The sequence below is a fragment of the Sphingorhabdus sp. SMR4y genome, from assembly GCF_002218195.1.
Taxonomy (GTDB): domain Bacteria; phylum Pseudomonadota; class Alphaproteobacteria; order Sphingomonadales; family Sphingomonadaceae; genus Parasphingorhabdus.
Window position 1 is genome coordinate 73,760 of sequence record NZ_CP022336.1, and the last position, 12,278, is coordinate 86,037.

The 12,278-nt window shown below is 59.9% G+C and carries 16 protein-coding genes; 12 read left to right on the forward strand and 4 right to left on the reverse strand.

Going from position 1 to position 12,278, the window contains the following annotated elements; translation table 11 throughout:
- Positions 1 to 17 precede the first annotated feature (17 nt).
- The 3 genes from SPHFLASMR4Y_RS00265 (at position 18) to SPHFLASMR4Y_RS00275 (ending at position 2,357) form a co-directional block, all read left to right on the forward strand.
- Entirely contained in the window at positions 18 to 995 is a 978-nt protein-coding gene (locus tag SPHFLASMR4Y_RS00265) for an alpha/beta fold hydrolase (RefSeq protein ID WP_089134584.1), read from the forward strand.
- Positions 982 to 2,097: an NAD(P)/FAD-dependent oxidoreductase gene (locus SPHFLASMR4Y_RS00270; protein WP_089131767.1), complete on the forward strand. Its 1,116-nt coding sequence runs from the start codon at positions 982 to 984 to the stop codon at positions 2,095 to 2,097. Before SPHFLASMR4Y_RS00265 ends, SPHFLASMR4Y_RS00270 begins: the two co-directional genes overlap by 14 nt.
- Before the next feature lie 83 nt (positions 2,098 to 2,180).
- Positions 2,181 to 2,357, forward strand: a complete 177-nt coding sequence (locus SPHFLASMR4Y_RS00275) for a YegP family protein (RefSeq protein ID WP_089134585.1) — start codon at positions 2,181 to 2,183, stop codon at positions 2,355 to 2,357.
- Positions 2,358 to 2,366: 9 nt separating this feature from the next.
- Here the strand turns inward: SPHFLASMR4Y_RS00275 and rnhA are convergent, their stop codons facing one another.
- Genes rnhA through ispH form a run of 3 tightly spaced genes read right to left on the reverse strand, consistent with a single transcriptional unit; the run spans position 2,367 to position 4,743 of the window.
- On the reverse strand, positions 2,367 to 2,828 hold the full coding sequence (gene rnhA / locus SPHFLASMR4Y_RS00280; RefSeq protein ID WP_089131768.1) for a ribonuclease HI: 462 nt from the start codon (positions 2,826 to 2,828) through the stop codon (positions 2,367 to 2,369).
- Positions 2,825 to 3,784 carry a homoserine kinase gene (gene thrB, locus SPHFLASMR4Y_RS00285; RefSeq protein WP_089131769.1) on the reverse strand — a complete coding sequence of 320 codons (960 nt, stop codon included), beginning with the start codon at positions 3,782 to 3,784 and terminating at the stop codon, positions 2,825 to 2,827. Before thrB ends, rnhA begins: the two co-directional genes overlap by 4 nt.
- Positions 3,784 to 4,743, reverse strand: coding sequence for a 4-hydroxy-3-methylbut-2-enyl diphosphate reductase (gene ispH / locus SPHFLASMR4Y_RS00290; RefSeq protein ID WP_089131770.1), 960 nt, complete (start codon positions 4,741 to 4,743; stop codon positions 3,784 to 3,786). Before ispH ends, thrB begins: the two co-directional genes overlap by 1 nt.
- 204 nt (positions 4,744 to 4,947) lie before the next feature.
- Between ispH and SPHFLASMR4Y_RS00295 the strand changes: the two genes are divergently transcribed.
- The 9 genes from SPHFLASMR4Y_RS00295 (at position 4,948) to tatC (ending at position 12,068) form a co-directional block, all read left to right on the forward strand.
- Positions 4,948 to 5,562 carry a hypothetical protein gene (locus SPHFLASMR4Y_RS00295; RefSeq protein WP_260807022.1) on the forward strand — a complete coding sequence of 205 codons (615 nt, stop codon included), beginning with the start codon at positions 4,948 to 4,950 and terminating at the stop codon, positions 5,560 to 5,562.
- Between the two features lie 69 nt (positions 5,563 to 5,631).
- The gene (gene argS, locus SPHFLASMR4Y_RS00300) at positions 5,632 to 7,356 is read left to right on the forward strand and encodes an arginine--tRNA ligase (RefSeq protein ID WP_089131772.1); all 1,725 of its coding nucleotides are present in this window, start codon (positions 5,632 to 5,634) and stop codon (positions 7,354 to 7,356) included.
- A 27-nt stretch (positions 7,357 to 7,383) separates the two neighbouring features.
- Positions 7,384 to 8,022, forward strand: a complete 639-nt coding sequence (locus tag SPHFLASMR4Y_RS00305; protein WP_089131773.1) for an SPOR domain-containing protein — start codon at positions 7,384 to 7,386, stop codon at positions 8,020 to 8,022.
- A 112-nt stretch (positions 8,023 to 8,134) separates the two neighbouring features.
- Entirely contained in the window at positions 8,135 to 9,154 is a 1,020-nt protein-coding gene (gene nagZ / locus SPHFLASMR4Y_RS00310) for a beta-N-acetylhexosaminidase (protein WP_089131774.1), read from the forward strand.
- Complete coding sequence (locus SPHFLASMR4Y_RS00315) at positions 9,151 to 9,936, forward strand: segregation and condensation protein A (RefSeq protein ID WP_089131775.1); 786 nt, start codon at positions 9,151 to 9,153, stop codon at positions 9,934 to 9,936. The genes nagZ and SPHFLASMR4Y_RS00315 overlap by 4 nt, the downstream gene beginning before the upstream one ends.
- Positions 9,937 to 9,970: 34 nt before the next feature.
- Positions 9,971 to 10,636, forward strand: coding sequence for an SMC-Scp complex subunit ScpB (scpB, locus tag SPHFLASMR4Y_RS00320; RefSeq protein WP_089134586.1), 666 nt, complete (start codon positions 9,971 to 9,973; stop codon positions 10,634 to 10,636).
- Positions 10,637 to 10,661: 25 nt separating this feature from the next.
- Positions 10,662 to 10,892 carry a twin-arginine translocase TatA/TatE family subunit gene (locus tag SPHFLASMR4Y_RS00325; RefSeq protein ID WP_089131776.1) on the forward strand — a complete coding sequence of 77 codons (231 nt, stop codon included), beginning with the start codon at positions 10,662 to 10,664 and terminating at the stop codon, positions 10,890 to 10,892.
- A 34-nt stretch (positions 10,893 to 10,926) separates the two neighbouring features.
- The gene (gene tatB, locus SPHFLASMR4Y_RS00330; RefSeq protein WP_089131777.1) at positions 10,927 to 11,295 is read left to right on the forward strand and encodes a Sec-independent protein translocase protein TatB; all 369 of its coding nucleotides are present in this window, start codon (positions 10,927 to 10,929) and stop codon (positions 11,293 to 11,295) included.
- Positions 11,292 to 12,068, forward strand: coding sequence for a twin-arginine translocase subunit TatC (gene tatC / locus SPHFLASMR4Y_RS00335; RefSeq protein WP_089131778.1), 777 nt, complete (start codon positions 11,292 to 11,294; stop codon positions 12,066 to 12,068). The genes tatB and tatC overlap by 4 nt, the downstream gene beginning before the upstream one ends.
- Before the next feature lie 98 nt (positions 12,069 to 12,166).
- Here tatC and SPHFLASMR4Y_RS00340 read toward each other — a convergent pair whose 3' ends face one another.
- Positions 12,167 to 12,256: an entericidin A/B family lipoprotein gene (locus tag SPHFLASMR4Y_RS00340; protein WP_394700063.1), complete on the reverse strand. Its 90-nt coding sequence runs from the start codon at positions 12,254 to 12,256 to the stop codon at positions 12,167 to 12,169.
- Positions 12,257 to 12,278: the final 22 nt, after the last annotated feature.

Genomic DNA, 12,278 nt, shown 5'->3' on the forward strand with positions numbered 1-12,278 from the left:
CAACGATAAAGCGTGATATGACAGACTTGAAAAAGGAACGCTTTGATCGCCGGTCCGTCCCGGCAGATGCCGCAGAAGGGATATGGACCGGTCCGGGTGGCTGGGAATTCCGCAAACTGGAATGGCAGCAGGCGGATCGGGAGCAGAAGCCGAGAGGCTCCGTATTGTTCATGACCGGGCGGGCCGATTTTTACGAAAAATATCTTGAGACCTTTCACGATTTCCACGCGCAGGGATGGAATGTCACTTCGGCAGACTGGCGCGGGCAGGGCGGTTCGGGCCGTTGCGGCCCGCACCCGCACGTCGGCCATATCGACGATTTCGCGACGTGGGTGGCTGATCTGGAGTCGCTGTTCGAGGATTGGCGTGCCAGCCACCCCGGGCCGCATATCGTGGTCGGTCACAGCATGGGCGGACATATCGTTTTGCGGGCGATGACCGAGCAGCGCATCCGGCCTGATGCCGCGATCCTGAGCGCGCCGATGCTTGCTCCGGCTGGCGGCGGCATGCCGGAATGGGCCGCGCAACTGGCGGCAAAGATCATGTGTATGATTGGCCGTAGCGCGCGCCGTGCGTGGAAACCGATCGAAAACCCGCTGGAACCCTATGTCCCGCGGCAGGCGCTGCTGACTCATGATGCTGACCGCTATGCGGACGAATTTTTCTGGTTCCGCGAGCGTCCCTTTGTGCGGCTGGGGCCGGCAAGCTGGCGCTGGGTTGAACGCGCCTATTCCTCGACCCGCCAGTTGCGCAACCGCAGACGGCTGATGCAGCTGGACATACCCGTTCTGGTGCTCGCGACATCGACCGATGAACTGGTCGATCATCCGACTATCGAACGTGCGGTGCATCTGATGCCCGCCGCCGAAATGAAACTCTATGGAGCGGAATCCGCCCATGAAATTTTTCGTGAAGTTGATGATGTGCGCAACGACGCGCTCGCCAGCTGTTTTTCCTTTCTCGACCGAGTAGCCCCCAAAAATGAAGCAATATGACGTTATTATAATCGGGGCCGGTATCGCCGGCGCCAGCATCGCCTCCGAAATCGGTGCCGATCGTTCGGTGCTGCTGCTCGAAGCCGAGGATCATCCCGGCTATCATGCGACCGGTCGCTCGGCCGCTTTCTGGACGGAAAGCTATGGCGGGCCGCTGGTCCAGCCGCTGACATCTGCTTCGCGGGCTTTTCTGGAAAACCCGCCGGCCGATTTTTCGGACACCCCTTTTCTTGGCCCGCGCGGCGCGGTCAATATCGGTCGCGATGACGAGCAGCATCTGGCCGAGCAGTTTATGGCCGATTTTGCGGACAGCGGCGTGAGAATGGAGCGCTGGTCGCGGGAGCAGACCGTTGCCCTGGTTCCCAATCTGAAGCCGGCCTGGCAGCATGCTGTGCACGAGCCGGATTGCCGGGATATCGATGTAGCGGCGCTGCATGCGGCCTATCTCAAGAACGCCAGCCGCAAGGGCGTCGCGCTGGTCTGCCGGGCGCCGGTCAGTGCGATCGCGAAAAAGGACGGCATGTGGGAGCTGACCGCCGGCGACCATAGCTGCCGCGCAGCCCTGTTGGTCAACGCCGCCGGTGCCTGGGCTGACAATATAGCCCGGATGGCCGGCGTGAACCCGGTCGGGATTCAGCCGCTGATCCGCAATATGGTGCAGATCGAAACCGATCCGCCGTCCTCACAGGCGATGCCGCTGGTCGTCGGACTGGATGGCAGCTTCTATTTCAAACCGGAAGCCGGCGGGGCCTATTGGCTCAGTCCGCATGACGAGATCCCTTCGCAGCCCGGTGATGTGGCGCCGGATGAACTAAGCGTTGCAACGGCCATTGACCGTTTTGAAAAGGCGATGGATGTGGAGATTAAACGGGTCAGCCGGAAGTGGGCGGGCTTGCGCAGCTTCGCGCCGGACCGGCTGCCGGTCATCGGTTTCGATTCGGCTGGCGAGGATTTTTTCTGGTTCGCGGGGCAGGGCGGCTTTGGCATCCAGACGGGCCCCGCTGCGGCCAAACTGGCCCGGTCGCTGTTGCTGGGACAGGTGCCTGATGAAAGCCTGCGGAGCGTGGATGCGAGCCTTTATGCGGCATCGCGATTTACCTAGGAAACATCGTTTTACAACGGTCCGGTTGCGCAGGCAGCCGGAATGCGCAATAGTTTGCTCATCAACCACAGGAGATGACAGCAATGGCGCACAAGTTTGAGATCTGGAAAGACAAGAAGGGCGAGTTCCGAGTCCGCTTCAAATATAATAGCGAAGTCATTTTCTCGACCGAGGGCTATTCCAGCAAGGCCAGCGCCAAGAACGCGATCAGCTCGATCCTGAAAAACGGGCCGAATGCCGAGATTGAAGACAATAGCTAGATATTTGGCTTAAAAACTGTGCCGCTTGGCGGCGACGTTCATGGCAGCGTCGCTCGCCAGCTGGTCGGCGCGCTCATTGTCGGCGTCACCGGCATGGCCCTTGACCCAGTGCCATTCGATCTGGTGCGGCTCTACCGCCTTTAGCAGATCCTGCCAGAGATCGGCGTTCTTGACCGGCTTGCGGGCAGCAGTCCGCCAGCCATTTTTCTGCCAGCCGAAAATCCACTTGGTAATGCCGTCCTTGACATAGGTGCTGTCGATCGAGAGCTTGACCTTGCAAGGGCGCTTCAGCGCGTTGAGCGCCTCGATCGCGGCGCGCAATTCCATGCGGTTGTTGGTCGTATCCGGCTCGCCGCCGGAAATTTCCTTTTCCTTGTCGCCATGCCGGATCAGCGCGCCCCAGCCACCCGGGCCGGGATTGCCCTTGCACGCGCCATCGGTCGCGATTTCGACGATTTTCGGTTCGGTCATGCGGTAAAAATATCCTCGTGGCCCTGATAGTATTGCAGCCGGTTGAGAAAAGCCTGCGGATCCTTGCGCGTGACCAGCGCGTCAGCCGGGGTGTTGATCCAGTCATAGGCCCGGGTCAGCAGGAAACGCAGTGCCGCGCCGCGGGCCAGCAGAGGCAGCGCCTGGCGTTCGGCATCGCTGAGCGGAAAAGCCGATATATAGCCATCAAGCAGAGCCTGCGATATCGCTGCGTGAAAGGTTGAACCATCCTCGGAGAAACACCATGCGGCGTGGGTCACCGCGAGATCATAGGCGCGAATGTCGGTGCAGGAGAAATAAAAATCGATAAGCCCGGTGACCCGATCGTCCAGCATCAGCACATTGTCGGGAAACAGGTCGGCATGGATAGCCGAGCGCGGCAGATTGTCGGGCCAATATTGATCGAGATGATCGAGCTCTTGGGCAATCGCCGTTGCCAGACCGGGGGCGATATCGTCGAGCTGCGCCGGTCCGCATTGTTCGGCCAGCGCCCGCCAGCCCTCGTGATCCATGCTGTTGCGCCGTTCCAGCGTGAAATCCGCCAGGGCACGGTGCATGTCTCCCAGCGCCCGACCGGTTGCCCTGGCCTGGTCCGGGGTTGGATGGCTGACCGACACGCCGGGCAAAAAGGTGATCAGACAGGCGCTGCGTCCGCATAGCTCCTGGATCTTGGTGCCCTGACGGTCCGCGAGCATCGGCGGTACCAGACAGCCCGCGTCGGCCAGATGATCGAGCAAGGCAATGAAAAAGGGCAGGTCGGCAGGATCGACGCGCTTTTCGTAAAGGGTCAGGATGAACTTGTCCTGCGTTGTTTCCAGCAGATAATTGCTGTTCTCGACGCCCTCGGCGATGCCCTTGGCAGACACCAGCGTACCGACATCATAACGAGTGAGGAACCGGTCGATTTCCTCTGCGCTGACCTTCGTATAGACTGCCATCAGGCCGCTTCCAGACCGCGCGGAAGCTTGAAGACCATATTCTCGTCCGCGGTCCGGATTTTTTCTTCCCTGATATCGAAATGTTGCTCCAGCAAAGTGACCACTTCGCGGACCAGTATTTCCGGTGCGGAAGCCCCGGCAGTCAGGCCCAGCGTGCTGACCCCGTCCAGCCAGGCGAGATCGATTTCATCGGCCCGCTGGATCAGTTTGGCGGCAGCACCGCCGCGTTCGGCGACTTCGACCAGACGCAGGCTGTTCGAGCTGTTGGGGGCGCCGATCACCAGAACCAGCTGGCAGGTTTCGGAAATCTTCTTCACCGCATCCTGACGATTGGAGGTGGCGTAACAAATGTCCTCGCCTTTCGGGCCGACAATATTGGGAAAGCGGGCTTGCAGTGCCTCGACAATGGCGTGCGTGTCATCGACCGACAGCGTGGTCTGGGTCAGAAACGCCAGCGCTTCCGGATCGTCGGGATTTAAGGCATGCACGTCGGCCAGTGTCTCGACCAGTGTCATCTGGCCTTCATCAACCTGGCCGAATGTGCCGATGACTTCGGGGTGATTGGCGTGGCCGACAAAGATGATATGGCGCCCGGCCTCGGTCTGTCGCTCTGCCTGCCGATGGACTTTCGACACCAGGGGGCAGGTCGCATCAAGATAGTCCAGGCCTCGTTCTTCGGCCTTGTGGGGCACGGCCTTGGGCACGCCGTGGGCCGAAAAGACCACCGGAACACCGTCCGGCACCTCGTCCAGTTCCTCGACGAATATCGCGCCCAGCTTCTTCAATTCATCGACAACATAGCGGTTGTGCACGATTTCGTGGCGGACATAGACTGGCGCGCCATATTTTTTTATCGCCAGTTCGACGATTTTAATCGCCCGGTCGACCCCTGCACAAAAGCCGCGCGGCGCGGCCACAAGCAAGTCAATCTGCCGTTTCTGCTTATCGGAATGAATCATGTTTTCAGCTCTTAGGGAATAAGTTCACCGGCGAAAAGCCTGTCTGTTCATCTTCTGGACGGTTGCACCGCATTAAAGGCCCAGATAAGGGTTGCGAAATTTTTATCGGCGCGCATGAAGCCTATGTGTGTTGCCCGTGATCAAAGGCAAGGATTGAAAATGATGGCGAATGGCCGATTGAGAAAAATGATGTTGGCGGGAGTCATGGCTTTGACCGTCGCAGGATGTTCGAGAGAAGGCGCGATCGACCTCAGCTCGGGCGTTGGTATTTCGGTGATCCGGACCGGTTGCCCGGCGGTTGCCGTGCCCGATCATACCGGTGACATCACCATCTTCAACCCGGCAAGCAGCACCGATGCCAGCGCAATTGACGTGGTCGCCTATATCACCAACGTCCGCTCGACCTGTAACAGCGAAAGCGCCCGGATTTACAGCGAAGCGGCATTTGATGTGCACGCCTCGCGAATGAATCCGGCTGGTGCCCGTACCGTGACGATTCCGTATTTCTCTACTGTCGTTCAGGGTGGCACCGCCGTGGTCGCCAAGCGGATCGGCAATGTGACGCTGCAATTTGCCGATGGTGCCTATCGGGCAACAGCTTCGGCCAAGGCCGGCTCCTACGTCGATGCCTCCGCCGCGCGTCTGCCGGATGAGGTGATTGAACGCCTGACTCGTCGCCGCAAGCCTGGGGACCCCGATGCGGCGCTCGATCCGCTGGCCGATCCGACGATCAAGGCAGCGGTCGCGCGATCCTCGTTCGAACTGCTTGTCGGTTTCCAGCTGAGCCAGGCACAGTTACAATATAACGCAACCCGATAGGGTCGCCTGAATTGACAACCAACCGTGCCTGATCCTGTCGGGCCCCATTTCCTGTGACGAATTGAACCCATCATGCTGTTCCATATTTTTCAAAAGCATATTGATGCGATATTGGATGAATTGACCGAAGCGGAGGTGCTTCCGGCCGGAGTTGATCGTTCGAACGTCACGCTCGAGCCGCCGCGCGATCCGTCCCACGGCGACCTGTCGACCAATGCCGCGATGGTCCTGTCGAAAGCTGCGGCTATGAAACCGCGCGACCTGGCCGGCGAAATCGCCGAGAAGCTGTCCGCTCTGGATGATGTGCAGTCGGTGGATATCGCCGGTCCCGGATTTATAAACCTGCGCGTCGCAGCACCGGTTCTGCTTGGCGAACTGCTGGAAATCGAGCAGCTCGGCCCGGAATATGGCCGCTCCGACAAGGGCAAGGGCGTCACCGTCAATATCGAATATGTCTCGGCCAATCCGACCGGGCCGATGCACATGGGCCATTGCCGCGGCGCGGTGGTCGGCGATGCGCTGGCCGATCTGCTCGAGGCGGTTGGCCACAAGGTGATCCGCGAATATTATGTCAATGATGCCGGATCGCAGGTCGATACGCTCGCCCGGTCGGCGCATCTTCGCTATCTCGAGGCGCTGGGTGAAGATATTGGCACTATCCCCGAGGGGCTTTATCCCGGGGATTATCTCAAGCCGGTGGGCGCAGCGCTGGCTGCCGAATTTGGTGACAAATACAAGAATGCGGCTGAAGCCGACTGGCTGCTGATCTTCCGCAAGGCGGCGGTTGCCAAGATGATGGACATGATCCGCTCCGATCTCGCCCTGCTCGGCATCCGGCACGATGTTTTCTCCTCCGAAGCCGAGCTTCACGAAGCGGGCAAGGCGGATGCTGCCGAAGCGGAGCTGCGTTCCCGCGATCTCGTCTATGACGGAGTGTTGGAACAGCCCAAGGGCAAGGTGATCGAGGATTGGGAAGCGGTCGAACTGCCGCTGTTCCGGTCGACCCAGTTCGGCGACGACCAGGATCGCCCGATCAAGAAGTCCAATGGGCGCTGGACCTATTTTGGCGGCGATCTCGCCTATCATTTCCAGAAAGCGCAAAGCGCCGACGAACTGATCGACATCTGGGGCGCCGACCACAGCGGCACCGTCAAGCGGATCAAGGCGGCGGTCGCTGCCCTGACCGGCGGCAAGACAAAATTCGATGTGAAACTGGTGCAGATGGTGCGCCTGCTGCGCAACGGTGAACCGGAGAAAATGTCGAAACGGTCCGGCAATTTCGTGACCATTGCCGACATGGTCGAGGAAGTCGGCAAGGATGCCGTGCGGTTTACCATGCTGACCCGCAAGGCGGACGCGCAGATGGACTTCGATTTTGCCAAGGTGATGGAAGCCTCGCGCGACAATCCGGTCTTTTATGTGCAATATGCCCATGCCCGGATCCAGTCGATGCTGCGCAAGGCGGCGGAAGACGGGGTGATGCCTTCCTCCGACCATCTGGATCGTCTCGGTGAAGAGGAAATGGACCTGATCAAGATGGCGGCGCAATTTCCGCGGATCATCGAGTCGGCGGCGGCATCGCGGGAGCCTCACCGAGTCGCATTCTATTTAAACGACCTGGCGGCCGCATTTCACGGCTTTTATAATCTGGGCAATGACCGGCCTGATAAGCGGATCATAATGGTTAACGACCCGGAAACGACCTCCGCGAGGCTTTTCTTAGCCAAAAATATAGGGCAGACTGTCAAGAACGGTCTCGCATTGATGGGCGTAGAGGCCGCTGAATCGATGTGATCAGCCCTTTGGCTAACGGAGCATAACATGTCAGATACCACCCGCGACAATCTTGATCTGGATGACGACGATCGTCTGCCCTGGCTGGAGTCGGCCGAAGATTATGATGACGACGGCGAATATTCCCCGGTCCGGGTGGCGATTTTTGTCGGTGTCGGCCTGCTGTTGCTGGCGGCCATTGTCGGCGGCATCTACTGGTTGCAAAACCGCGACGGCGGCGGGCTGGACGGCAGTGGCGAACTGATTGCCGCGCAGGAAGGCGATTTCAAGGTTCGCCCTGACGATCCGCAGGCAAAGCAATTCGAAGGCGAGGGCGATGCCAGCTTTGCCGCCAGCGAAGGCCAGGAAACCCCTGCGCAACTGGGAAGTCCGGTGGCCAACGAGGCGCCGATCCGCAAATCCGATGCCGAACCGGCGGCCGATGCTGCGGCAAGCGCTCTGATCCAGCTTGGAGCCTTCAGTTCGGCCGGTCTCGCCGACAGAAGCTGGTCGGGCTATGCCCGCCGCTTTGAATCTATCGGTTCACTGCCGAAAAAGATCATCCCGGGCAAGCTCGACGGCGGTACGATTTACCGTCTGAACGCGGTCGCGCCGAGCCGTGAAGCGGCGCAGGAAATCTGCAATGGCCTCAAGGCCGCCGGTGAAAGCTGTCTGGTCGTTCGCTGATTCTGGAGCAATAGATGGTTGAAGCGCTGTGGATAACGGCGCTTTCGCCTTTACCCGGCTGCAAAACAGCGCGAGTATAAGACATGTTGCGTGAGAAAATATCATCATGGCTATGACACCGGCCGTATTCGGGATTGCCGGCCTGAACCTCACGGCAGAGGAAAAGGCGTTTTTTCGCGACAGCGACCCTGCGGGCTATATCATTTTCGGACGCAATATCGAGAGCAAGGCACAGTTGCGGGCGCTGACCGACGAATTGCGCGCAATCCATGGCCGTGATGACCTGGCGATCCTGATCGATCAGGAAGGCGGTCGGGTGGCGCGGATGCAAGCCCCGCTCTGGCCAAAATTCCCGGCCGGAGAAATTTTCGACAAGCTTTATGATATCGCGCCTGCAACCGCGATCGAGGCCGCGCGGCTCAATGCGCAGGCGATTGCCGTCACGCTGAACGAGGTGGGGATTACCGTCGATTGCCATCCGTTGCTCGATGTGCGCCAGCCGGACGCTGACAATGTCATCGGCGACCGCGCGCTGGGCAGCGAGCCATTGCGCGTGGCGGCTCTCGGTCGGGCTATCCTCGATGGCCTGCAGCGCGGCGGCGTGGTCGGGGTGGTCAAGCATCTGCCGGGCCATGGCCGGACCAGCGTCGATACGCACAAGGCCCTGCCGACGGTTACCGCCAGTGACGACGAGCTGGCGCTCGACCTTGCCCCGTTCCAGACGCTGAACAAGGCCCCGATGGGCATGACCGGCCATTTGCTGTTCACCGCCTGGGACGCCGATACGCCCTCGACATTGTCGAAAACGGTGGTGCAGGACATCATCCGTGACCGGATCGGCTTTGACGGCCTGCTGTTCACCGATGATCTGGATATGGAAGCCCTGTCCGGTACGGTTCCGGAGCGGGCCGAGCGAGCGCAGGCCGCCGGCTGCGATATTGCGCTCAATTGCTGGGCGAAGATGGACGATATGACCGGCATTGCCGAGCGCCTTTCGACCATGTCGGACAAGACCCGGCAGCGGCTGGACGATGCCATGGCGACCATTGCGGGCGTGACAATCGCAGAGGCCGAGGATGAGCTGACAAGCCTGCTCGCCAGGCGTGACGGGCTGATGGCGGCGGTTGCATGAGCGAAGAGGAAGAGAATGAAGGCTTTTTCTTTCCCGCTGATCCCGCGGCTTCCGACGACAGCGCGCTGACACTTAACATCGACGGCTGGGAAGGGCCGCTCGATCTGCTACTCGCGCTGGCCCGCAATCAGAAGGTTGACCTGCGCGAGATATCGATTCTCGAGCTGGTTCAGGAATATCTCAAATATATTGCCAGTGCGCAGACGTTGCGGCTGGAACTGGCCGCCGATTATCTGGTGATGGCAGCCTGGCTGACCTATCTGAAATCAGGTCTGCTGCTGCCCAAGGACCCGGAGATCGATCCGTCGCCTGAAGAGCTGGCCTTGCGCCTGCAAATGCGGCTGGAGCGGCTGAACGCGATGCGGGAATCGGGTGCCCGGCTGCTGGCCCGCGACCGTATTGGCCGCGACGTGTTCATGCGCGGCGCACCGGAAGGGCTGCGGGTGGTGAAAGAGCGGCAATGGCAGGCGGAATATTATGACCTTATCGCGGCTTATTCGCGGGTGAAGGTTCGCGGCGCACCTGCGATCCATGTTGTAAAGCAGCGCATGGTGATGACGCTGGAGGATGCGCTCGCGCGCGTCTCGATGATGCTGGGCGAAGCGATCGACTGGATGGATATCCGGCATTTCCTGCCGCCTGGCGCACCACCCGAGCTGCGCAAATCGGCGCTCGCATCGAGCTTCCTCGCGACATTGGAGCTTGCCCGCCAGGGAAAGCTGGAATTGCAGCAGAAAGAGAGTTTTTCACCACTCAGGATAAAGGCGACGACCCATGGGTGAGATTGACCGCGAAGATACCAGCCTGATCGAAGCGATGCCGGACGCGCCGGATATCGGCAAACGCGCGGTCGAGGCGACGCTTTTTGCTGCTGAAAAGCCGATGACGATCGCCGATATCCGGGCTTATGTGGGCGATGAGCTGGATGTTCGGCAAATACTCGCTGACTTGCAGGAAGATTTTCATGATCGGGGCATCATCCTCGTCAAGACCGGCGACCGCTGGCATTTCCAGACCGCTGCCGATCTGTCGCATCTATTGCGTCGCGAGCGCGCCGAGCTGCGCAAGTTGAGCCGGGCCGGGATGGAAACGTTGGCCATTATCGCCTATCACGAACCGGTCAGCCGGGCCGAGATCGAATCCATCAGGGGCGTGCAGGTCGCCAAGGGAACGCTGGATGTGTTGATGGAGGCGGGCTGGGTCCGCCCTGCGGGGCGCCGCGAGGTGCCAGGCCGGCCGCTGATCTATGCGACGACGGCCGAGTTTCTGACCCATTTCGGCTTGCAAAGCCGCCGGGACCTGCCCGGACTGGATGATCTGAAGGCCGCGGGTTTGCTGGATCCCGTCGATATGGCGCTGGAACAGATGGAACTGGAGGCGGAAGCCGAGGCCGAGGCGAACGATGCCGAAGAACAATCCGCTGTGCGAGATATTGCAGATCAGGACGGTGTTTTGCTGGAAAACGAAACCGAAAGGGCCTAAATAGGGCGCATAAGGAGAAAATCGCATGCAACCGAGTGTTTGGCAGATTTTAATTGTAGCGGCGCTGGTTCTGATATTGTTCGGCCGGGGCCGGATTTCCGAGATGATGGGTGATGTCGGTAAAGGCATCCGTTCGTTCAAAAAGGGCATTACCGAGGAAGAGGCCAATGCCGCTAATCCCGCCCCCAAAATCGACAACAAGAGCGGCGAACCTTCGGCCGAGAGCAGCAAGACCGCTGACAAGACGGCTGGTTGAATTGCCGGCCTCAGGATTGAGGGCCGCATAATATATGTTTGACCTTTCCATATCCGAGATCGCGATCATCGCGATCATTGCTGTTGTCGTTATCGGGCCCAAGGAACTGCCGCGCGCGTTGGCCACGGCGGGCAAGTGGATGGCCAAGGGGCGAGGTATAATGGCCAATTTCCGGACCGGTCTCGACGCCATGGTCCGCGAAGCCGAGTTGCAGGAAATGGAAAAGAAATGGGCGTCCGAGAACGAGCGGATCATGCGCGAGCATCCGCAGCTGCCCGATGAAAGCGCGGCCGAAGAACCGAAGATGGAACCGCTGGACGGGCCGCCGGTAGACCAGTCCGCTCCATCTGATACGACAACTGAACGACCTGCTCATCCGCCCGCTGGCGATGCCAAGCCATGAACGACCAGAGCCAACCCGATCTCGACGACAGCAAGGCGCCGCTGATCGAGCATCTGATCGAGTTGCGTCAGCGCCTGCTCTGGTCGGTGGCAGCGCTGGTTCTGGCCTTTCTGGTCAGCATGTTTTTCGCCGACGAGATTTTCGGGATTTTGGTGCAACCGCTGACCGATGCTTTCCCGGCCGGCGAAGGCAAGATCATCTACACCAAGCTCTACGAAGCGTTTTTCGTCGAGATCAAGGTTGCGATGTTTGCGGCCTTTTTCCTCGCTTTTCCGATCATATCCAACCAGCTCTGGGCGTTTGTGGCACCGGGCCTCTATGCCAATGAGAAAAAGGCGTTTCTGCCCTTCCTTGTGGCCACGCCCCTATTGTTCACGGCGGGCGCATCGCTGGCCTATTTCATCGTCATGCCGACGGCTTTCCGGTTCTTTCTGGGCTTCGAAGGCTCGGTCGGCGGCCTCCAGCAGGAAGCCCTGCCGGCGATGGGCGATTATCTGTCGCTGGTAATGCAGTTCATTCTCGCCTTTGGCGTCTGTTTCCAGTTGCCGGTGCTGCTGTTGCTGCTCAACCGGGCGGGCATTGTCAGCCGGCAGCAGTTGAAGGGCGTCAGGCGCTATATGATTGTCGGGGCCTTTGCGCTGGCGGCAATCCTGACGCCGCCCGACGTGGTCTCGCAGCTGATGCTCGGTATTCCGCTGATCCTGCTTTACGAGGTCTCGCTGCTGATCATGTGGGTCACCGAGCGGAAGAAGCGCGAAATCGTCTCGTCCTAGCGCGGTGATGTGCACCGCACCTGCTGCGGAGCCCCGGACAACAGTCACTCGTCATCGGCAGGACTCTGCATCAGGTGCGGAGCACGGTAAAAGCTCTCTTAGTCAATCGCATCCTGGCCGGCTTCGCCAACCGACTCGATATCCCTGCCGACACCCTTGACGGTGGCACAGGCGCTCAGGAGAACCATTGTAGAAATCAAGATTGCTGCG